Origin of the sequence: Vibrio sp. Y20_XG_PY13 (genome assembly GCF_024181925.1) — a bacterium.
Taxonomy (GTDB): Bacteria; Pseudomonadota; Gammaproteobacteria; order Enterobacterales; family Vibrionaceae; genus Vibrio; species Vibrio parahaemolyticus.
Map to the genome: position 1 here is coordinate 211,167 of NZ_JAMZAL010000007.1, position 20,772 is coordinate 231,938.

21 protein-coding genes are annotated in these 20,772 nt (G+C 45.4%); 1 reads left to right on the forward strand and 20 read right to left on the reverse strand.

The genetic code is table 11. From position 1 onward, the window contains the following. Nucleotides 1-68: 68 nt before the first annotated feature. The 15 genes from hisS to trmJ form a co-directional block, all read right to left on the reverse strand. Nucleotides 69-1,337: a histidine--tRNA ligase gene (hisS, locus tag NL646_RS17370; RefSeq protein WP_020904180.1), complete on the reverse strand. Its 1,269-nt coding sequence runs from the start codon at nucleotides 1,335-1,337 to the stop codon at nucleotides 69-71. Nucleotides 1,338-1,363: 26 nt separating this feature from the next. Then, entirely contained in the window at nucleotides 1,364-2,482 is a 1,119-nt protein-coding gene (gene ispG, locus NL646_RS17375) for a flavodoxin-dependent (E)-4-hydroxy-3-methylbut-2-enyl-diphosphate synthase (protein WP_005460234.1), read from the reverse strand. Nucleotides 2,483-2,488: 6 nt separating this feature from the next. Continuing rightward, nucleotides 2,489-3,439 carry a cytoskeleton protein RodZ gene (gene rodZ / locus NL646_RS17380; RefSeq protein WP_020840137.1) on the reverse strand — a complete coding sequence of 317 codons (951 nt, stop codon included), beginning with the start codon at nucleotides 3,437-3,439 and terminating at the stop codon, nucleotides 2,489-2,491. A 413-nt stretch (nucleotides 3,440-3,852) separates the two neighbouring features. Next, nucleotides 3,853-4,980, reverse strand: a complete 1,128-nt coding sequence (locus tag NL646_RS17385; RefSeq protein WP_015296287.1) for a bifunctional tRNA (adenosine(37)-C2)-methyltransferase TrmG/ribosomal RNA large subunit methyltransferase RlmN — start codon at nucleotides 4,978-4,980, stop codon at nucleotides 3,853-3,855. A 219-nt stretch (nucleotides 4,981-5,199) separates the two neighbouring features. Then, nucleotides 5,200-5,625, reverse strand: coding sequence for a nucleoside-diphosphate kinase (ndk, locus tag NL646_RS17390; protein WP_005460254.1), 426 nt, complete (start codon nucleotides 5,623-5,625; stop codon nucleotides 5,200-5,202). Between the two features lie 86 nt (nucleotides 5,626-5,711). Continuing rightward, nucleotides 5,712-7,010, reverse strand: a complete 1,299-nt coding sequence (pepB, locus tag NL646_RS17395) for an aminopeptidase PepB (protein WP_253664486.1) — start codon at nucleotides 7,008-7,010, stop codon at nucleotides 5,712-5,714. 171 nt (nucleotides 7,011-7,181) lie between these two features. After that, nucleotides 7,182-7,376, reverse strand: a complete 195-nt coding sequence (gene iscX, locus NL646_RS17400) for a Fe-S cluster assembly protein IscX (RefSeq protein ID WP_005460231.1) — start codon at nucleotides 7,374-7,376, stop codon at nucleotides 7,182-7,184. Between the two features lie 44 nt (nucleotides 7,377-7,420). After that, on the reverse strand, nucleotides 7,421-7,759 hold the full coding sequence (fdx, locus tag NL646_RS17405) for an ISC system 2Fe-2S type ferredoxin (protein WP_005460237.1): 339 nt from the start codon (nucleotides 7,757-7,759) through the stop codon (nucleotides 7,421-7,423). 12 nt (nucleotides 7,760-7,771) lie between these two features. Beyond that, nucleotides 7,772-9,625 carry a Fe-S protein assembly chaperone HscA gene (gene hscA / locus NL646_RS17410; RefSeq protein WP_025441331.1) on the reverse strand — a complete coding sequence of 618 codons (1,854 nt, stop codon included), beginning with the start codon at nucleotides 9,623-9,625 and terminating at the stop codon, nucleotides 7,772-7,774. A gap of 21 nt (nucleotides 9,626-9,646) precedes the next feature. After that, the gene (gene hscB / locus NL646_RS17415; protein WP_005460241.1) at nucleotides 9,647-10,162 is read right to left on the reverse strand and encodes a co-chaperone HscB; all 516 of its coding nucleotides are present in this window, start codon (nucleotides 10,160-10,162) and stop codon (nucleotides 9,647-9,649) included. Nucleotides 10,163-10,217: 55 nt separating this feature from the next. Beyond that, nucleotides 10,218-10,541, reverse strand: a complete 324-nt coding sequence (gene iscA, locus NL646_RS17420) for an iron-sulfur cluster assembly protein IscA (protein ID WP_005482998.1) — start codon at nucleotides 10,539-10,541, stop codon at nucleotides 10,218-10,220. A gap of 71 nt (nucleotides 10,542-10,612) precedes the next feature. Beyond that, entirely contained in the window at nucleotides 10,613-10,996 is a 384-nt protein-coding gene (gene iscU, locus NL646_RS17425; RefSeq protein WP_005483070.1) for a Fe-S cluster assembly scaffold IscU, read from the reverse strand. A 37-nt stretch (nucleotides 10,997-11,033) separates the two neighbouring features. Next, nucleotides 11,034-12,248, reverse strand: coding sequence for an IscS subfamily cysteine desulfurase (locus NL646_RS17430; protein ID WP_005460179.1), 1,215 nt, complete (start codon nucleotides 12,246-12,248; stop codon nucleotides 11,034-11,036). 28 nt (nucleotides 12,249-12,276) lie between these two features. Further along, nucleotides 12,277-12,783 carry a Fe-S cluster assembly transcriptional regulator IscR gene (iscR, locus tag NL646_RS17435; protein WP_005381720.1) on the reverse strand — a complete coding sequence of 169 codons (507 nt, stop codon included), beginning with the start codon at nucleotides 12,781-12,783 and terminating at the stop codon, nucleotides 12,277-12,279. 126 nt (nucleotides 12,784-12,909) lie between these two features. After that, on the reverse strand, nucleotides 12,910-13,629 hold the full coding sequence (gene trmJ / locus NL646_RS17440) for a tRNA (cytosine(32)/uridine(32)-2'-O)-methyltransferase TrmJ (RefSeq protein WP_005460175.1): 720 nt from the start codon (nucleotides 13,627-13,629) through the stop codon (nucleotides 12,910-12,912). 231 nt (nucleotides 13,630-13,860) lie between these two features. On the opposite strand from trmJ, the gene suhB reads away from it, so the two are divergent. Further along, a complete protein-coding gene (suhB, locus tag NL646_RS17445; protein WP_005460178.1) occupies nucleotides 13,861-14,664 on the forward strand; it encodes an inositol-1-monophosphatase in 804 nt (267 codons plus the stop codon). Between the two features lie 222 nt (nucleotides 14,665-14,886). Here suhB and secF read toward each other — a convergent pair whose 3' ends face one another. The 5 genes from secF to queA form a co-directional block, all read right to left on the reverse strand. Then, nucleotides 14,887-15,834 carry a protein translocase subunit SecF gene (gene secF, locus NL646_RS17450; protein WP_005460198.1) on the reverse strand — a complete coding sequence of 316 codons (948 nt, stop codon included), beginning with the start codon at nucleotides 15,832-15,834 and terminating at the stop codon, nucleotides 14,887-14,889. A 14-nt stretch (nucleotides 15,835-15,848) separates the two neighbouring features. Further along, nucleotides 15,849-17,705, reverse strand: coding sequence for a protein translocase subunit SecD (secD, locus tag NL646_RS17455; RefSeq protein ID WP_005460193.1), 1,857 nt, complete (start codon nucleotides 17,703-17,705; stop codon nucleotides 15,849-15,851). 21 nt (nucleotides 17,706-17,726) lie between these two features. Beyond that, complete coding sequence (gene yajC / locus NL646_RS17460) at nucleotides 17,727-18,056, reverse strand: preprotein translocase subunit YajC (RefSeq protein WP_005460204.1); 330 nt, start codon at nucleotides 18,054-18,056, stop codon at nucleotides 17,727-17,729. 165 nt (nucleotides 18,057-18,221) lie between these two features. Next, nucleotides 18,222-19,355, reverse strand: coding sequence for a tRNA guanosine(34) transglycosylase Tgt (tgt, locus tag NL646_RS17465; protein WP_253664487.1), 1,134 nt, complete (start codon nucleotides 19,353-19,355; stop codon nucleotides 18,222-18,224). A gap of 148 nt (nucleotides 19,356-19,503) precedes the next feature. Continuing rightward, on the reverse strand, nucleotides 19,504-20,556 hold the full coding sequence (queA, locus tag NL646_RS17470) for a tRNA preQ1(34) S-adenosylmethionine ribosyltransferase-isomerase QueA (protein ID WP_005460177.1): 1,053 nt from the start codon (nucleotides 20,554-20,556) through the stop codon (nucleotides 19,504-19,506). Nucleotides 20,557-20,772 lie beyond the last annotated feature (216 nt).

Genomic DNA, 20,772 nt, shown 5'->3' on the forward strand with positions numbered 1-20,772 from the left:
CGAAAGGCTCCGATTTTGGGAGCCTTATTGTTACGAACTAGGATTTAATCTTTAGCTTATTAAAAGACTTAAATCAGTGCTGCGATCTTCTCAGCAACTTCAGCTTGGCTGTAAGTCTCTTGCTCACCACCAACTAAATCTTTTAGTACAACGGTATTGTCGGCAACTTCGTTTTCGCCCAGAACCAATGCTACAACAGCACCTACTTTATCTGCGCGTTTAAACTGTTTCTTGAAGTTACCGCCACCGAAGTGATTCATCACGCGAACGCCTGAAATAGCTTCACGAAGCTGCTCTGCTAGCTTCATACCTGCCATCATGGTGCCTTCACCTGCAGTTACCACGTAAACATCCACACTGCGACGTACGTCTGTAAGCTCTAAAGTTTCCAACATAAGAACTAGACGCTCTAGACCCATTGCAAAGCCAACTGCTGGTGTTGGTTTGCCACCAAGTTGCTCAACAAGACCGTCGTAGCGACCACCGCCACACACAGTGCCTTGAGCACCTAGGCTTTCAGTGATCCACTCAAATACTGTGCGGTTGTAGTAATCCAGACCACGAACAAGACGTTCGTTAACTGTGTATTCGATACCTGCTGCGTCTAAAAGTTCACATAGACCTGCGAAGTGTGCTTTAGATTCTTCACCTAAGTACTCAGAAAGACGCGGTGCATCACCTAAAATAGCCTGAATGTCAGGGTTCTTCGTATCCAGAACACGCAGTGGGTTAGTGTGCATGCGGCGCTTACAATCTTCGTCTAGCACATCGATATGTTGTTCAAGGAAGGCAACCAGTGCTGTGCGGTAGTCTGCGCGATCTTCTTGAGAACCGATTGAGTTCAGTTCAAGACGCACGTGCTTGTCGATGCCTAATTCACGCCATAGACGTGCAGTCATCATGATAAGCTCGGCGTCAACGTCTGGGCCATTTAGACCAAACACTTCCACACCACATTGGTGGAATTGACGGTAACGACCTTTCTGCGGACGCTCATGGCGGAACATAGGCCCCATGTACCACAGACGCTGTTCGTCACGGTTGATCAGGCTGTTTTGAATACATGATCGTACACAACCCGCAGTACCTTCAGGGCGAAGTGTTAGGCTGTCTCCGTTACGATCATCAAAGGTGTACATTTCTTTTGAAACGACGTCTGTCTCTTCACCAACAGCGCGGCTGAATAGGTTTGTTTCTTCAACGATTGGCATGCGCACTTCGTTATAACCGTATGCGCTAATTACATTTTTCACTGTGTTTTCAAGTTTCTGCCACAGTGGAGATTGAGTTGGGAGACAATCGTTCATGCCTCGGATTGCTTGGATTGTTTTTGCCACAATACTTACCGTAATACTCGTTGAGATTAATCTTGTACTTTTATTTCAATGCGATTTTCGCTATCCATCATAGACGCTTTCGCACGGATCTTTGCTTCTAGCTGATTCACAAGGTCATTGTTATCGAAACGCTCTTTTTGACGTTTTCCGTCTTCATAGAACGCACTCTTCTTGTTGCTACCCGCAAGACCCAAATGGGAAACCTCAGCTTCACCAGGACCATTTACCACACAGCCAATAATAGACACATCCATTGGTGTGATGATGTCTTCTAAACGCTGCTCAAGCGCATTTACGGTACCAATAACATCGAATTCTTGGCGTGAACAACTTGGGCAAGCAATAAAGTTGATGCCACGAGAGCGAATACGCAAAGATTTCAGAATGTCGAAACCGACTTTGATTTCTTCGACTGGATCAGCAGCTAAAGAGATACGTAACGTATCACCAATACCTTCCGATAAAAGCATGCCCAAGCCAACTGCTGACTTCACAGCACCTGCGCGCGCACCACCAGCTTCAGTAATACCTAAGTGAAGCGGCTGGTCGATTTTCTTCGCCAACAAGCGGTAAGAATCAACCGCGAGGAATACATCCGATGCTTTAACGCTGACTTTGAACTGATCAAAGTTAAGACGATCGAGATGATCCACATGACGCATCGCTGATTCAACTAGGGCTTCAGGCGTTGGTTCACCGTATTTCATCTGCAGATCTTTTTCCAAAGAGCCGCCATTAACGCCAATACGGATCGGGATATTCTTATCACGCGCACAATCAACAACCGAGCGAATACGCTCTTCGTTACCAATGTTACCTGGGTTGATACGCAAACAATCGACGCCGTATTCCGCGACTTTCAGTGCGATACGGTAGTCAAAGTGAATATCAGCAACCAGAGGAACAGATACTTGCTGTTTGATCAGCTTAAACGCTTCTGCTGCTTCCATCGTTGGTACTGAAACACGGACGATGTCTGCGCCGACTTTTTCTAGTGCTCGGATTTGTGCGACTGTCGCTTCCACATCAGTCGTGCGAGTGTTAGTCATTGACTGTACGGCAATTGGCGCACCATCACCAATTGGCACATCACCCACATAAATACGCGTCGATTTACGACGAATAATTGGAGATTCGTGTTGCATAATTTTTTATAACGGTAGAGTGAATCTAGCTACTTTTCCTGAAGTATACCCAGAAAGGTCGACAGGTTCACTTGCAAATGTCATTGTTACACCTTCCGGTGCGCCTAATATCACTTTAAATGGCGCTTTTCCGGTAAGTTCTACATCTTGACCCGGTTTCTGAGTGCCACTTACGAGTGTTTTGCCGTTTGTATCTTTTACTTGGATCCAGCAATCTGCTTTAAATTTCATGGTGAGCAGAGTCATACCTTCTGGCACTACAGGAGATGCTTCTTGAACCTCTTCTGCTGCTTCAATCACAGCAACTGGTTCTTGAGTTGCTTCTGTTGTCGACTCTTCTGTTTCTGCAGGTACCACTTCATCAGTTTGCGCTGCATTGATGGATGATTCTGATGCTGTATTGTTTGATGCCGCTAGTTCTGCTGGAGTACTTGCGATCAGCTCTTCTTCGGTCATTAGATCAATATCAGCAATTTCATCGGCACTTGGTTGGCTTGTTTCAACATTAGCCTCTGCTACAACTTGAGCGAGACTATTTTCTTGCTGATTTTGCCACCACCAAGCTGCTGAGATACCAATGATGACAATGGCTATTACCCAAGTCAGCAACATAATTCGGCTGTTGTGTTTCTCGTGTTTGGTTTTGCGAGAAAAGCTTTGCATTTCGATTTCTTGCTCTTTTGGCTTTACATCTGCCGTTTGTTCTAGAGCAACCAGCACCACTTTCTCATCTAGCCCGACAAACTTTGCGTAAGAACGCAAATAGCCGCGAGTGAATGTCGCTACTTGTTGAGATTCAAATCGGTTGTTTTCAATATCTTCAATAACAGAAACGCGAAGTCTCAGGCGATCAGCAACTTGCTTTTGAGTCATACCTAAAGATTCGCGTTTGTTTTTGAGTAATGTGCCCGCTTCAATCGAAAGCGGTACTTCATTGGTATTTTCGTGTTCTGTCATAATGGTGGTATTTAATCTGTTTTAGTGGCTAACACGGTTATTTATTTTCGTTGTTGTTCTTAAGCCTCACTTAAAGATAGCTAGCCTGTTCGCGTTAACCAAAATTATATTTTTAAGAAATTCTCAACAATTGAGTGTGAATACCCGTTTTGCAAAAATCAGCAAAGCGTATGAGAAAAAATGTTGAGAATAATCGGTGTCTTCATGAATGTTCTTCACCATGATAAGCGAATGTATAACGAAGACAAAAACTCTTTCCACTCAAACTAACAGATAGCTCAAGCTTTTGTCCAAACTTTGACACAGTAAATTGAAATAAACGCCAAAACCATTCAATTTTAGGGGTTACTTTACAAATACAACAAACAAAATAGCCAGAGCAAAGGCTCTGGCTATTTTTAATTTGGGGCAAATTATACCGCTTTTACGTCGATGGTTTCTGCACCGCGCGCAGCTTTTAAAGCCGCAGTACGTTTAGTACGGTCAATAACGTCACCAACTAACTGACCACATGCCGCATCAATATCATCACCACGTGTTTTACGAACCGTCACCGTATGCTCGTATTGCATCAATGTTTTTTGGAATCGGTCAATACGCGAGTTGCTTGGCTTCTTGTAAGGAGAACCTGGGTACGGGTTAAACGGAATCAGGTTGATCTTACATGGTGTGTCTTTCATCAACTCAGCCAGCTCGCGTGCGTGATCCATGTCATCGTTCACATGATCAAGCAACACGTACTCGACTGTTACTTTGCCACGGTTTGCGTTCGAAGATGCGATGTAACGACGAACTGACGCTAAGAAGTCTTGAATATCCCAACGATCGTTGATTGGCATGATTTCACTACGTAGCTTATCGTTTGGCGCATGTAGGGAGATAGCCAATGCGACGTCAATCTTACCTGTCATCTGATCAAGACCAGAAACCACACCTGAAGTTGATACAGTAACGCGACGTTTAGAAAGACCAAAACCAAGATCATCAAGCATGATTTCTAGCGCAGGGATCAAGTTCTTCATGTTTAGAAGAGGCTCACCCATCCCCATCATTACGACGTTAGTGATTGGACGACGACCAGTTTCTTTTTGCAAACCGATTTCACGTGCAGCACGCCACACCTGACCGATGATTTCAGATACTTTTAGGTTACGGTTGAAGCCTTGTTGAGCGGTCGAACAGAACTTACACTCCAACGCACAACCTACCTGAGAAGATACACACAACGTCGCGCGATCCTCTTCTGGGATGTAAACCGTTTCTACGTCTTGGTCACCCACCTTCATTGCCCACTTAATCGTGCCGTCTGAAGAGTGCTGAGCTTCTGCAACCGTTGGGGCTTTAATTTCGCACTTGTGCTGCAGTTTTTCACGTAGTTTCTTGTTGATGTTCGTCATGTTGTCGAAGTCATCAACACCGAAATGGTAGATCCACTTCATAACCTGATCAGCACGAAACGCTTTCTCGCCTAGTTCTTCCGCGAAAAACTGACGCATGCCTTTGCGATCAAAGTCGAGTAGATTGATTTTTTCAGTAGTCATGTTGCCTCTCAATGACTGAAACAAGAATAAGGGCGCGAATTGTACAGCCTTTATGCAGCTACAACAAGAGGTCTAAAACCCTGTCTTTGCTAAGGCATTAAAAACACTTCGGTTAAACATTGAACAACCTAACCAATGCGCCTTCGAACTGTTTCGATAATAAAAAGCCCCGGAATTATCCGAGGCTAACTATCTTTACGAGCACAAACTAACTACCAATTAGCGAGGGCAAATTTCTGACTCAGGGAAGAAGAACTCAATCTCACGAGCCGCTGATTCAGGACTATCTGAACCATGCACAGAGTTATGACGCATGCTTAGCGCGTAATCTGCGCGAAGTGTGCCTGCTGCCGCTTCTTCTGGGTTGGTTTTACCCATCAATTCGCGGTAACGTGCAATCGCATTTTCGCCTTCCAACACTTGAACCATAATAGGGCCAGAAGTCATGAACTCTTTTAGTGGTTGGAAGAATTCTTTACCTTCATGTTCTGCGTAAAAACCGCTCGCCTGCTCTTCAGTCAGGTGAACCATTTTCGCAGCAATAATGCGTAGGCCTGCCTTCTCGATTCGATTGTAGATTTCACCGATCAGGTTTCTTTCCACAGCGTCAGGCTTAACAATGGAAAACGTTCTTTCTAGAGCCATAAAGTTTCCTTTTTGTACTTGTAATAATAGTGTTTAAAAGTGACTTACTTGACTACGGCAGCGCCTAACTGACGCCACCATAAATATTATTTTTCTGCTTGCTCATTAAGAAGGCGAGCAAGAGTGCGGACACCCATACCAGTAGCGCCAGCCGCCCACTTGTCTGATGCAGACTTACGGTAAGTACCAGCACAGTCGAAGTGCAACCAGCCTTTCTTGTAGTCTTCAACAAAGTAAGACAAAAATGCAGCAGCGGTACTTGCGCCAGGACTGTAGTCTCCAGAGCTGATGTTCGATAAATCAGCGAAGTTTGACGGCAACATACCACGGTGGAAATCAGCCAGAGGCAGTGGCCACAGGCCTTCTTTCTCTTTGTTTGCTGCTGTTAGCGCTTGATTAGAAAGTTCATCATCAAAGCTCATTAACGCGTGGTAGTCGTTACCCAATGCATTTTTCGCTGCGCCGGTTAACGTTGCGCAGTCGATGATCAACTCAGGGTTATGCTCGCTTGCATAGATAAGACCATCGGCAAGTACCAAACGACCTTCTGCATCGGTGTTCATGATCTCAACAGTCTTACCGTTTTTGTAGGTGATGATGTCGCCAAGCTTAAGCGCACGACCAGAAACCATATTCTCAGCACAACATAAGATCAGTTTTACGCGCTTGTTCAAACCACGCAAAATAGCTAACCCCAAACCGCCAGTAATCGTACCTGAACCGCCCATATCGGCTTTCATTGCACTCATAAAGTTTGAAGGCTTAAGGCTGTAACCGCCTGAATCAAACGTAATGCCTTTACCTACTAGACACGCGAATACTGGTGCGTTTTCATCGCCAGTCGGGTTGTAATCCAATTGCAGCATTGCTGATGTGCGATCCGAACCACGACCAACCGCATAGATACCTTCCCAACCTTCCGCTAGTAGATCTTTATCTTTAACAATACGAGCCGTTACTGTGCCTTCTGGTGCGACAGATTTGATGAACTCAGCCGCCATCGTAGCAAGTTGACGAGGTGCAACTTCTTCCGCCGTTTTGTTGATGATATCGCGCGTAAAATCGGTCGCTTTAATGCGAGCTTGAAGTTCAGTTTGGTCTTCTTCAGAAAGCGCAGTCCATTCTAGTAAACCGTGTTTTTTCGGGTTGCGGTAACCTTGATGGAAAGCCCAGATGCTTTCCAAATCCCAATGTTCACCAGAAAGTAGAACTGAATGAATTCCTTGGCCATCTAGCTGACGAGCTGCACGCTGAATTGCACCAAGATCATGACCTTCACCTAGATGAATCGTCGCACCGGTTTCAGAGAATGAAAGTAGTGCTTTCTCACCCCAGTGTGGAGCAGCAGAATCTTGACTTAAAAATACAGACATCTGTGTAGACATGGTTTCTCCTTGTCTTATATCGGCGTAGCCTACGCCGCTTCTTTTTAATAACTCACGGATGTTAGCATTATGTAGGGTAAAAATGTCAACTTGATAAAAAAACGGACCTAGAGGTCCGCTTTTTTTAGTAAGAATTGTTAACTCGGCTGCGTTTTACCGCCGAATTGAGCATCAGTCTGCTTCGTCCATCCAGCACATGATGACCGCTTCTAGGATCTTTTCGTTACAATGGTTTGGCTCATCGTCAAACTCATCTAACTCCATGATCCATTGATGAAGATCGGTAAAACGCACGGTTTGTGGATCCACATCTGGAAACTTGTCACAAAGCTCAATCGCGATATCGCGAGAATCTGTCCATTTCATTGCTCATCTTCCTTTTTCTTCGCCCCTATTTTGGAGCGATAGTATTAATGATCTTCTGACGCGTGGTTTAGCGTGTATTTTGGAATTTCAACAACCAAGTCTTCATCCGCAACTTTCGCCTGACAACCAAGACGAGACTCCGGCTCAAGACCCCATGCTTTGTCTAGCATGTCATCTTCTAGCTCTTCGCTCTCTTCAAGAGAATCAAAACCTTCACGAATGATCACGTGGCAAGTAGTACAAGCACACGATTTTTCACACGCGTGTTCAATACCAATACCGTTTTTTAGTGCTACGTCTAGAACGGTTTCACCCGTCTTCGCTTCCAACACTGCGCCTTCTGGGCACAAATCTTCGTGTGGTAATACAATAATCTTAGGCATAACTACTTTCTCTTATATATCGTCTACTGATTGACCTGACAATGCAGCTCGAATCGATTTATCCATACGGCGCGACGCAAAGTCTTGGCTAACTTTGTCTGTATCTTTGATGCCTTGCTCAATGGCATTTGCATCATCACCATTACGCAGCTCAATCAGTGCTTCAATGGCTTTTAATAGATCTTGTTTTTCTTGCTCTGATAGTAGTTCATCACCATCAGCTTGCATTGCAGCGATCAAACCTTCAATCACCCGGTCGGCTTCAACGCGTTGTTCAGCTAACGCACGAGCTTGCATGTCTTCTTTGGCGTGAGTCATCGAATCACGCAGCATGTTCGCAACTTCGTTATCGCTTAAACCGTAAGAAGGTTTCACTTGAATTTCAGACTGAACACCAGTGCTCTTTTCCATTGCAGTCACAGATAGTAAACCGTCAGCATCAACTTGGTACGTCACTCGGATGTGCGCAGCACCTGCCGCCATAGGAGGAATACCTTTTAGTGAGAAACGCGCAAGTGAACGACAATCATCCACCATCTCGCGCTCACCTTGCACAACGTGCACGCTCATCGCCGTTTGACCATCTTTGAAGGTGGTAAACTCTTGCGCGCGAGCAACAGGAATCGTGGTGTTGCGCGGAATGATTTTCTCAACCAACCCCCCCATGGTTTCAATACCCAATGATAATGGAATCACGTCAAGCAGCAGCATTTCAGAGTCAGGCTTGTTACCAGCAAGAATATCTGCTTGGATACCCGCACCAATAGCCACCACTTCATCAGGGTTGATGCTAGTGAGTGGTGTGCGGCCAAAGAATTCGCCTACCATTTCACGGACAAGCAAGGTACGAGTTGAGCCACCAACCATCACCACTTCAAGTACTTCCTCCGCTTCTACGTCAGCATCTTTCAGTGCACGACGACAAGACATCAGAGTTTTCTTCACGAGTGGGCGAATCAGATCTTCGAACTGCTCGCGTGTTACAGTGCCTTTCCAGCCAAACACGTCAACTTCTACGCTGTCTTGCTCAGAGAAAGCAATTTTGGTCGCCGTTGCAATGTTCAGTAATGCACGGTTTTTCTCAGCAGAAAGCGGCGCTTCTAGGCCAGCTTGCTCCATTAGGTAATCCGCTAATAGGTGGTCAAAGTCATCACCGCCAAGTGCAGAGTCGCCGCCTGTTGCTAATACTTCAAATACGCCTTTCGACAAACGTAGGATAGAGATATCGAACGTACCGCCACCTAAATCGTAAACGGCAATCACGCCCTCTTGACCTGAATCCAGACCGTAGGCAATCGCCGCTGCCGTTGGCTCATTAAGAAGACGCAGTACATGTAAACCCGCTAGCTTAGCCGCATCTTTCGTGCCCGCGCGTTGCGCGTCATCGAAGTACGCTGGAACGGTAATTACCACGCCCGCAAGCTCTCCACCTAGAGTTTCTTCTGCGCGTTTACCTAGCGCTTTTAGAATATCTGCAGAAACTTCAATCGGGTTTTTATCCCCTTGAGCAGTTTGCAGTACTGGTAAGCCATTATCACTCTCTTTAAAACGGTAAGGTAATGAAGGGTAGCGAGATTGAATGTCTTTTAGCGAGCGGCCAATCAAGCGTTTCACTGAGATAATGGTGTTCTCAGGTTCAAACTCTGCTTTGGCTTTCGCATCGTAACCAACCACTGTTGATTCTGCTGAGTAATTCACCACCGATGGCAAAATGCTACGACCTTGCTCATCATTTAATGTGGTGGCATCGCCACTGCGTACAGAAGCGACCAAAGAGTTGGTAGTACCTAAGTCGATACCAGCCGCTAACTTATGCTCATGAGGTGCCGAGCTTTGGCCCGGTTCTGCGATTTGAAGTAGTGCCATGATTGGTCCTTGTCACGCTAACTAGCCGAGAAGCTTATCTTCGACCAGTTCAATTTCGTTCTTTAGTTTGGCAATGAATTTCAATTTACGAACTCGGTCTGCGGCTTCAGCCCAAAGACCATCGTTAAGCTCTTGCTCAACGCTTGCCAAATGCTGCTTATACATTTTGCTGACCTTAGAATCGAAGTCAAAAAGCGCCGATTCAGGATCAGAGCAGTCAGCAATATCTTCTAGTTCTTCGCGCAGTTCCATTTGTTCCATCAGGAACATCGGATCTTGCATGGTTTGTTGCTCACCACGGATTTCCATTCCCTGCTCTGCCAAGATGTACTCCGCACGAGAGATAGGATGTTTGAGGACTTGGTACGCATCGTTAATTTGCGCAGCCTTTTGCACCGACATCAAGCGGTCTCGCTCAGAGGCGGTAGCAAAGTTGTCCGGGTGGAAGCGTTTTTGTAGTTCTCGGAACTTAGAAGAAAGAAGGCTACCATCCAGCTGAAACTGACTTGGTAGCCCAAATAATTCAAAGTGATTCATTAAGATCGGGTCCTAGTAAAGCCTTCCGGACTCGCTTGCCCAGAAGGACAATCAATTAGACGTTGAAGCTTTCACCACAACCACATTCACTTTTTGCATTAGGGTTGTTGAATTCAAAACCTTCATTCAACCCTTCTTTCACGTAATCCAATTCGGTACCGTCTAAGTACACCAAGCTTTTCTTGTCGATGATGATTTTCACGCCTGAGAAATCAAACACTTCATCTTCTTCGTTTAGCTCGTCAACAAACTCAAGTACGTAAGCCATGCCGGAACAACCTGTCGTCTTCACTCCAAGACGTAAACCGATACCTTTGCCTCGGTTATCTAGGAATGCTTTTACGCGACTTGCCGCTGTTTCTGTCATTGTGATGGCCATACTGCACCTTAGTCTGTCTAAATTACGATTGGAATGGGAGCGTTAAAGGCTCCCATTATATTACGGAATAATTATTCTTGGTGTTTTTTCTTGTAGTCAGCAACCGCTGCTTTGATTGCATCTTCAGCAAGAATTGAACAGTGAACTTTCACAGGTGGAAGTTCTAGCTCTTCTGCAATTTCAGAGTTCTTAATTGCAGCCGCTTCATCAATTGATTTGCCTTTTACCCACTCTGTTACTAGTGAGCTTGACGCGATTGCACTACCACAACCGTAAGTTTTGAACTTCGCATCTTCGATGATACCTTCCGGTGTCACTTTAATTTGCAGTTTCATTACGTCACCACAAGCTGGAGCGCCAACCATGCCGCTACCTACTGATGGGTCTTCTTTGTCAAATGAACCAACGTTACGCGGGTTCTCGTAGTGATCAATTACTTTTTCGCTGTATGCCATGATAAATTACCTCGAATCCTCTATTCAGTCCGTGAGATTAATGGTGAGCCCATTCAACAGTGCTCAGATCAACCCCTTCCTTGTACATATCCCATAGAGGAGACATGTCGCGTAGCTTAGTCACTGCAACGCGGATTTGTTCAATTGCGTAATCAATTTCTTCTTCTGTCGTGAAACGACCGAATGAGAAACGAACCGAGCTGTGAGCCAATTCATCATCCATGCCTAGGGCACGAAGTACGTAAGAAGGCTCTAGACTCGCAGAAGTACATGCACTACCTGAAGATACCGCTAGATCTTTTAGCGACATCAGCAGAGATTCACCTTCTACGAAAGCAAAACTGATGTTTAGGTTTTGTGGTACACGCTGCTCTAGGTCACCGTTCACTGTTACCGCTTCAAGGTCTTTCACACCATTAAGAAGGCGGTTACGAAGTGCTAGTGCGTGGTCGTAATCTTTCTGCATCTCTTCTTTTGCAATGCGGAAAGCTTCACCCATGCCTACGATTTGGTGAGTTGCTAACGTACCAGAACGGAAACCACGCTCGTGACCGCCGCCGTGCATTTGTGCTTCAAGGCGGATACGAGGTTTACGACGTACGTAAAGTGCACCGATACCTTTAGGACCGTAGACTTTGTGTGCTGACAATGAAATCAAATCAACTTTCATTTCTTGAACGTCGATTGGCAATTTACCAGCAGACTGAGCTGCATCCACGTGGAACACGATCTTGCGCTCACGACATAATTCGCCGATGGCTGCGATGTCTTGAATTACACCGATTTCGTTGTTTACGTGCATAATAGACACAAGCACGGTGTCATCGCGCATTGCCGCTTTCAGCTTCTCAAGATCGATAAGGCCGTTTGATTCTGGCTCTAGGTAAGTCACTTCAAAGCCTTCACGTTCCAGTTGACGACATGGGTCAAGAACCGCTTTATGCTCTGTTTTACACGTGATTACGTGTTTGCCTTTTTTCGAGTAAAAGTGCGCAGCACCTTTAATCGCAAGGTTGTCAGACTCTGTCGCACCAGATGTGAATACGATTTCGCGAGGATCTGCATTTAGAAGGTCAGCAATTTGCTCACGAGCAGTATCTACCGCTTCTTCTGCCTGCCAGCCGTAACGGTGCGAACGTGAAGCTGGGTTGCCAAATGTGCCATCCATTGTCATGTACTGAACCATTTTTTCAGCAACACGTGGATCAACTGGACATGTAGCGGAATAATCAAGATAAATCGGCAGTTTCATTCTCTACTCCAATGTAAAATGCTGACCGCTAAGAGCGGACGTTTACACCGATGGGCGCGGCGGTTGTATTTTTGTTTGAAAGCCCATGAGTTACCGCCAGATCAATATCCTGACGATCAGAAATTTCTAGCACTTCATTGTCTGTCATCAACTCACCAAGAGTGATGTTATTCAAGAAGTCACTAATGCGAGAACTTAGGTCACGCCATAGCGTATGAGTTAAGCAACGAGTCCCGCCTTGGCAATCTCCTTTGCCCTGACATTTGGTTGCGTCAACTGACTCATCAACGGCCGCAATCACAGTACCGATAGCGATACTATGTGCGTCGGCACCAAGTCGGTAACCACCACCAGGACCACGAACGCTGGCAACGAGACCTGCTTTACGCAATTTAGAAAAAAGCTGCTCTAAGTAAGAGAGCGAGATCCCCTGACGTTCTGAAATATCAGCAAGAGGTACAGGGTTTTGTTGCGAATGCAGTGCCACATCCAGCATGGCTGTCACCGCATATCTTCCTTTAGATGTAAGTTTCATACCACACCGTATCCACATGGTTTGTAATGGTTAAGATTTTTCCATACCCGAGTAAAATGGTCAAGTATTTATTTGACTAAATTACTCAAGTATTCATCCTTACACCTAAAAAGGTTATTTCTTTATTCAGAGCTTCTTTTCAATCGAGGTCAAAATACCGCGAAGAATATTCAACTCTTGAGTCTCTGGTCGTGCTCGAGAGAAAAGACGACGCAACTTATTCATCACCTGGCCAGGTTGTTCTTTGTTTATAAACTGGGTCTCTACGATGACCTTTTCAAGATGGTCAAAGAACATTTCTAGCTCTTTATGACGAGGATACTCTTCGACTTCAACTGGTGAGAATTGTTTCTGCTCAAGATTAAGATGAGCAACACGAACTTCATAGCTTAGCGTTTGAACCGCCATCGCTAAGTTCAGGGAACTGTATTCAGGGTTAGCAGGAATGCATACATGATAGTGGCACTTTTGTAGCTCTTCGTTAGTTAGGCCTGTTCTTTCACGCCCAAACACTAAAGCTACCGGATGTTTTTGGCCTTCAACTGCAAACTTTTCACCACATTCACGTGGCTCAAGCATTGGCCATTCTAATGTGCGAGAGCGAGCACTTGAACCTACCACAAGACCACAGTCTTCAATAGCTTCTTCCAGTGTGCTTACGACTTGAGCATTCTGAGCGATATCAGCGGCACCAGCGGCCAGTGCTAGCGTTTGTTCATCCACTTCACATTGTGGATCGACCAATACAAGTTGGCTTAAACCCATCACCTTCATTGCTCGGGCTGCTGAGCCAATATTGCCAGAATGTGAGGTACCTACGAGTACGACTTTTACTTGATCCAACATCTATGATTGCTACCTAAATTAAAACCGCAGGATGTTACCATAGTTTTTTAACACACCCTAGGGAGAAGCTGACTTCTATTCGCATTCTCATCAATTGTTGTGTTGTATGACGCGATATCAAAGATGACACTATTCATTAACGTCTAAAAAATAACCACTTCCTTTTTCATTTATCTTTGGTATACTCGCCGCCGCTTTTATTCGTTCTTTAACATCCGTTGGGAAATTTGTATGCATCCAATGCTAAACATTGCTATTCGCGCTGCGCGAAAAGCAGGCAATCATATTGCTAAATCATTAGAAAACACTGATAAAGTAGAATCTACACTTAAAGGCACTAATGACTTTGTCACTAACGTAGACAAAGAAGCAGAATACATCATCATCGATACTATCAAGCAGTCTTACCCAGAGCACTGCATCGTTGCTGAAGAACAAGGTCTTATCGAAGGTAAAGATAAAGACGTACAATGGATCATCGACCCACTGGATGGCACTACTAACTTTGTAAAAGGTTACCCACACTTCGCGGTTTCTATCGCTGTTCGTATCAAAGGCAAAACTGAAGTTGCTTGTGTTTACGATCCAATGCAAAACGAACTATTTACTGCACAACGCGGTGCTGGTGCTCAGCTAAACAGTGCACGTATTCGTGTTACTCCGCTGAAAGACCTTCAAGGTACTGTTCTAGCAACAGGTTTCCCATTCAAGCAGAAGCAACACTCAGAGTCTTACATTAAGATCGTTGGTTCTCTATTCACTGAATGTGCTGACTTCCGTCGTAGCGGCTCTGCTGCTCTTGACCTATGTTACGTGGCTGCTGGCCGTGTTGATGGTTACTTCGAGCTAGGTCTAAAACCTTGGGATATGGCTGCAGGTGAGCTTATTGCTCGTGAAGCTGGCGCAATCCTAACTGACTTTGCTGGCGGCACTGAGTACATGAAGTCTGGTAACATTGTTGCTTCAAGCGCTCGTGGCGTGAAATCTATGCTTAAGCATATTCGCGAAAATGGTAACAGCGCGATCCTCAAGTAAGATTTAAAAGTCAATTTAGCCCGTCACGCTGATGACTTTAAGAAGCCCCGCTCGTTGAGCGGGGCTTTTTTGTATCCAGACCCACATTGTTTAGATTCTATAAACTTGGGCTAGATTATAAAAACTTGATGTCCGCCAGACACTCTACTTCTTTGCTCAACGTCTAGATACAAAAAAACCGCTGAGAGTTCAGCGGTTTTTGTTTTCGATTCTCAATCAGCCTTATGGCATCTCGTCGAATTCTGCGCCTTCTTTCTCTACTTGCGGTGGCATCAAGTGCTCTTTCTGGATACCCAGTTTTAGAGCAAGTGCAGATGCTACGTAAATAGAAGAGTAAGTACCAACCGTGATACCCAACAACAGTGCCGTTGCAAAGCCGTGGATCATTGCCCCGCCCTGTACAAACAGTGCAATAACTACGAACAACGTTGTACCAGAAGTAATCAACGTACGGCTCAATGTTTGTGTAATCGAAGCATCCATGATGTCCGCTGGATCACCTTTACGCATCTTGCGGAAATTTTCACGAATACGGTCGAATACTACGATGGTATCGTTGAGCGAGTAACCAACAACCGTTAGCAACGCAGCCACGATAGTTAGGTCCACTTCAATCTGTAGGAATGAGAATACACCCAGCGTGATAATAATATCGTGCGCCAACGCCATTACAGCACCAGCTGCTAGACGCCATTCAAATCGCATTGATACGTAAATCAGGATACAGATGAGCGACACAAGGATCGCCAGACCGCCCGCTTCAGTTAGTTCATCACCAACGTTTGGACCAACAAACTCGATACGGCGCATTTCTACGCTTTCACCAGTACCTTCTTTGATCGCACCGATGATTTGGTTACCTAGCGTTTCGCCAGAAACGTCGTCACGAGGACGAAGACGCACCATCACATCGCGAGCACTACCAAAGTTCTGTACTGTCGCATCTCCGAAACCTTTTGCATCAAGTGCTGTACGGATTTCTTCAAGGTTAGCTGGTTTTTCAAAGCCAACTTCGATTAGCGTACCGCCCGTGAAGTCTAGACCCCAGTTCAGCCATTTGGTTGATAATGTGAAGATAGAAGCGGCAATCATAAAGATTGAGAATACGAACGCCACTTTTGACCAACGCATAAAGCCGATCGACTTCTCTGCTTTTAGAATTTGAAACATATTAATTCCCAGCCTTAGATCGACAATTTATCAACGCGTTTGCCACCGTACAGTAGGTTCACGATACAACGTGTACCAATGATGGCGGTGAACATTGAAGTTAAGATACCGATAGATAGAGTAACTGCGAAACCTTTCACTGCACCTGTACCAACAGCAAACAGAATGATTGCAGTGATAAGCGTCGTGATGTTCGCATCGGCAATGGTACTAAATGCGTTGGCGTAACCTTGGTGAATCGCTTGTTGTGGACTACGTCCATCTCGCAGCTCTTCACGGATACGTTCAAAGATCAGTACGTTAGCATCGACGGCCATACCCACAGTCAATACGATACCGGCAATACCTGGCAGCGTCATCGTTGCCCCTGGAATCATCGACATCACACCAATGATCAACACTAAGTTAGCCATCAACGCAATATTGGCAATCAGACCAAAGCCGCGGTAGTAAAGCAGAGTAAATAGCATTACAGCTACCATACCCCAAACACACGCTTGGATACCCATGTCGATGTTTTGCTGCCCCATTGACGGACCAATGGTACGTTCTTCAACGATAGAGATCGGTGCGATAAGTGCACCAGCACGTAATAGAAGTGCGAGGTTGTGCGCTTCAGCAGCAGAGTCAATACCTGTAATACGGAAGTTACGGCCAAGTGCAGATTGAATCGTTGCTTGGTTTATCACTTCTTCGTGCTTAGTCAGGATAACTTTGCCTTCAGGCGTTTTACGACCGCTGTCTTTGTACTCAGCAAACACGGTAGCCATTAACTTACCAATGTTTTTCTTTGAGAACGCCGACATCTTGTTACCACCCTCGCTGTCTAGCGAGATGTTAACTTGAGGGCGACCGTATTCATCCACACTAGAACTTGCATCCGTGATGCTAGCGCCGCTTAGGATGACACGCTTTTTAAGTACAACAGGACGACCATCGCGATCTTGTTTGATTTCACTGCCCGCAGGTGCACGGCCATTCGCCGCCGCAGCTAAATCAGCTTTATCATCAACTTCACGGAATTCAAGAGTTGCCGTAGCACCGAGAATTTCTTTCGCACGAGCTGTGTCTTGAACACCTGGCAGCTCAACAACGATGCGGCTAGCGCCTTGACGTTGCACAAGCGGCTCAGCAACACCCAGCTCGTTTACACGGTTACGTAGAATCGTGATGTTTTGTTCTACAGCGTAGTTACGAATCTCTTGCAAACGTTGCTCAGTAAAAGTGGCGATAAGAGCGTAACGACCATTCGAATCAGACTCGACAAAGTTCATGTCAGGATGATTCTTCGTTAGCGTGCGCTTCGCTTCAGCCAGTTGCTCTTCGTCACGTAGCAGTACTTCCACCCCTTCTTTGCCAGAAGGACGGATTGCACGGTAACGAATCTTAGCGTCACGAAGTTCACTACGGAAAGCTTCCTCTTGTTGACCAACAAGCTTTTCCATTGCTGCGTCCATATCCACTTCCATCAAGAAGTGAACACCACCACGTAGGTCAAGACCTAGTTTAAGTGGCGACGCACCAATTGCTTCTAGCCAATCTGGAGTAGAAGGAGCAAGGTTAAGTGCAACAATTTTGTCTTTGCCAAGCGCTTCGCTGATGACATCACGAGCACTAATTTGAGTATCAGTGTCGTTGAAACGAACAAGAATTGATCCATTCTCGAGAGCAATGGATTTATGAGAGAGATGCTCTTTATCAAGAGCAGTGGTGACAGCATCCAGCGTTGACATATCTACAGAGGCGCCACGCGCCCCTGTAACTTGAATAGCCGGATCTTCACCGTAGATATTTGGAAGCGCATACAATGCAGCGGTGATGATGGCAAAAAACACCATCAAGTACTTCCATAATGGGTAACGGTTTAGCACAGCGAGGACCCTTTAGCTGTTTTATAGAGACTTAAGCGTACCTTTTGGCAGCACTGCAGTGATGAAGTCTTTCTTGATTACAACTTCATTGTTCGCATTAAGCTCAATTGAAATGTAGTCGTTGTCTTCAGCGATTTTAGTGATTTTACCCACTAGACCGCCGCTGGTCAGAACTTCGTCACCTTTGCCCATAGAAGACATTAGGTTCTTGTGTTCTTTAACACGTTTCGCTTGTGGACGGTAAATCATGAAGTAGAAAATCACTGCGAACATGCCAAGCATGATTAGCATTTCGAAACCACCGCCAGCTGGCGCGCCTTCTGCTGCTGCGTGAGCCTGAGAAATAAACATTAAAACATCCTCATTATATTTTATTGATAATCCAACAAGTTGGGCTTTCGCAATTTAGATTCAAGTCTGAGAGTGACTAATAGAGATCGCTCTCTCAAAAATAACGTGCGTTAGCCTACTTTATTAGCAAAAGCCTCTGGCGACATGCCAAAGGCTTTAATTCTTTTAAGCTTTGCTTAGTGGTGGCACTTCGCGGTCACGACGAGCGTAAAACTCTTGAACAAACTCATCGAAACGGTCTTCATCAATCGCCTTACGAATGCTTTCCATCAGACGCTGGTAGTAACGCAGGTTGTGGATCGTATTCAGACGAGCACCTAGAATTTCGTTACAACGCTCTAGGTGGTGAAGGTACGACTTGCTGTAGTTCTGACAAGTGTAACAGTCACAATGCGGATCTAACGGCGTTGTATCCGTTTTATGTTTCGCATTACGGATCTTGATCACACCACCAGTCACAAATAGGTGGCCGTTACGTGCGTTACGCGTAGGCATTACACAGTCAAACATGTCGATACCGCGACGAACGCCTTCTACCAAGTCTTCCGGTTTACCTACGCCCATTAGGTAGCGTGGCTTATCTTCTGGAAGTTGTGGACAAGTGTGCTCAAGAATACGGTGCATGTCTTCTTTTGGCTCACCAACCGCCAAACCACCCACTGCGTAGCCGTCAAAACCGATCTCAGTTAGGCCTTTTACCGATACATCACGAAGGTCTTCGTAAACACCACCTTGAACAATACCAAATAGGTTGTTCGGGTTTTCTAGCTTATCGAAGTGATCACGTGAGCGTTGAGCCCAACGTAGCGACATTTCCATCGATTTTTTCGCTTCGTTATGTGTCGCAGGGTATGGCGTACACTCGTCGAAAATCATTACAATGTCAGAGCCTAGATCTTTTTGAATTTCCATCGACTTTTCTGCATCCATGAAAATCTTGTCGCCATTCACAGGGTTACGGAAGTGAACACCTTTCTCTGTGATAGTACGCATCTTACCTAGGCTGAATACTTGGAAACCGCCTGAATCGGTAAGAATAGGACCTTGCCAGTTCATGAAATCGTGCAGGTCACCGTGCATTTTCATCACTTCTTGACCAGGACGCAGCCACAAGTGGAACGTGTTGCCTAGCAGAATTTCTGCCCCTGTGCCTTTTACTTCTTCTGGTGTCATGCCTTTAACCGTACCGTAGGTACCGACTGGCATGAACGCTGGAGTTTGGACAGTGCCGCGTTCGAAAGTCAGTTGACCACGACGCGCATTGCCGTTTTTCTTCTTAAGATCGAATTTTAATTTCACGATGCCTCCGAATGTCAGAGAAACAGTCTGACTGAGTGTTTAGGGCTCTGCCCTACTTTAAGGAGCGGTCGCTTTTCCTTGCGAGAGACAAAGCAATGAATGCTTTATTTCCTAGCTTACTGCTAGCACTCGTAAATCTTATTTTTTACTAAATCGTTTTCTTTTTGATGAACATTGAATCACCGTACGAGAAGAAGCGGTATTTGTTTTCCACCGCATGCTTGTAAGCATTCATGGTGTTCTCGTAGCCAGCAAACGCACTCACCAACATGATCAATGTTGATTCTGGTAAGTGGAAGTTAGTGATCAAGCAATCCACCAGCTGGTATTCGTAACCAGGGTAGATAAAAATTTCAGTATCGCCGAAGAATGGAACCAATTCAGTGCCTTTCTTCAATGCATCTTGCGCTGCACTTTCGAGTGAACGTACTGATGTTGTACCCACTGCGATGATACGACCACCGCGAGCTTTGGTTGCATTGATGGCATCCACCACTTCTTGCGGTACTTCTACATACTCTGCATGCATGTGGTGATCGTTGATGTTATCCACTTTTACTGGTTGGAACGTACCTGCACCGACGTGTAGTGTAACGTAAGCAAACTCAGCGCCTTTGGCTTTGATCTTATCTAAAAGAACGTCATCAAAGTGCAGGCCAGCCGTCGGTGCTGCTACTGCGCCTGGTTTTTGGTTATATACAGTTTGGTAACGCTCTTTATCTGCGTCTTCATCTGGGCGGTCAATGTATGGAGGAAGTGGCATGTGGCCAATTTCTTCCAAAATTTCTAATACCGTCTTATCAGAGTTAAATTTCAGTTCGAATAGGGCGTCGTGACGAGCCACCATTTCAGCTGAGTATTCGTCATTCTCGCCCACAATAATAGTAGTGCCTGGTTTTGGTGATTTAGAGCAGCGAACGTGCGCAAGAATGCTTTTCTCATCTAGCATGCGTTCCACTAGCACCTCTAACTTACCGCCAGATTCTTTACGACCAAACATACGCGCTGGAATAACACGGGTATTATTGAAAACCACTAAGTCACCAGCTTGAACTTGGTTTAACACATCGGTAAATGTGCCATCTATAAGCTCGCCAGTATTGCCGTCCATTTGTAGTAGTCGGCTTGCGGTACGCTCTGGTTGAGGGTAACGAGCGATGAGTTCATCTGGAAGGTCGAAATGGAAATCTGATACTTGCATGTTACTTGTCTTATATATTGGTCAAATCACGTCAAAGAAGACGATTAAATTGCGACGAGTTTTTCGCAGCAGACTAGTATATGTTTACATGCTGCAATAGCAAGCAAATCCCCAGAATATCGCTGTAAAAGCCATGGTGAAGAGTGTAATAAAACGTAAAAATCCGCGATCACTTGGCAATATTCTTACATGGCGTAAGGACATTTATTTTGACGA

Bases quoted from the DNA above. Each gene is read 5' to 3' on its own strand.
- ndk (WP_005460254.1), bottom strand. From the start codon at position 5,625: ATGGCTCTAGAAAGAACGTTTTCCATTGTTAAGCCTGACGCTGTGGAA.
- NL646_RS17430 (WP_005460179.1), bottom strand. From the start codon at position 12,248: ATGAAACTGCCGATTTATCTTGATTATTCCGCTACATGTCCAGTTGAT.
- suhB (WP_005460178.1), top strand. From the start codon at position 13,861: ATGCATCCAATGCTAAACATTGCTATTCGCGCTGCGCGAAAAGCAGGC.
- NL646_RS17385 (WP_015296287.1), bottom strand. From the start codon at position 4,980: ATGACTACTGAAAAAATCAATCTACTCGACTTTGATCGCAAAGGCATG.
- iscA (WP_005482998.1), bottom strand. From the start codon at position 10,541: ATGGCCATCACAATGACAGAAACAGCGGCAAGTCGCGTAAAAGCATTC.
- iscR (WP_005381720.1), bottom strand. From the start codon at position 12,783: ATGAAACTTACATCTAAAGGAAGATATGCGGTGACAGCCATGCTGGAT.
- fdx (WP_005460237.1), bottom strand. From the start codon at position 7,759: ATGCCTAAGATTATTGTATTACCACACGAAGATTTGTGCCCAGAAGGC.
- yajC (WP_005460204.1), bottom strand. From the start codon at position 18,056: ATGTTTATTTCTCAGGCTCACGCAGCAGCAGAAGGCGCGCCAGCTGGC.
- hscB (WP_005460241.1), bottom strand. From the start codon at position 10,162: ATGAATCACTTTGAATTATTTGGGCTACCAAGTCAGTTTCAGCTGGAT.
- trmJ (WP_005460175.1), bottom strand. From the start codon at position 13,629: ATGTTGGATCAAGTAAAAGTCGTACTCGTAGGTACCTCACATTCTGGC.
- pepB (WP_253664486.1), bottom strand. From the start codon at position 7,010: ATGTCTACACAGATGTCTGTATTTTTAAGTCAAGATTCTGCTGCTCCA.
- secF (WP_005460198.1), bottom strand. From the start codon at position 15,834: ATGTTTCAAATTCTAAAAGCAGAGAAGTCGATCGGCTTTATGCGTTGG.
- ispG (WP_005460234.1), bottom strand. From the start codon at position 2,482: ATGCAACACGAATCTCCAATTATTCGTCGTAAATCGACGCGTATTTAT.
- iscU (WP_005483070.1), bottom strand. From the start codon at position 10,996: ATGGCATACAGCGAAAAAGTAATTGATCACTACGAGAACCCGCGTAAC.
- iscX (WP_005460231.1), bottom strand. From the start codon at position 7,376: ATGAAATGGACAGATTCTCGCGATATCGCGATTGAGCTTTGTGACAAG.
- rodZ (WP_020840137.1), bottom strand. From the start codon at position 3,439: ATGACAGAACACGAAAATACCAATGAAGTACCGCTTTCGATTGAAGCG.
- hscA (WP_025441331.1), bottom strand. From the start codon at position 9,625: ATGGCACTACTTCAAATCGCAGAACCGGGCCAAAGCTCGGCACCTCAT.
- queA (WP_005460177.1), bottom strand. From the start codon at position 20,556: ATGCAAGTATCAGATTTCCATTTCGACCTTCCAGATGAACTCATCGCT.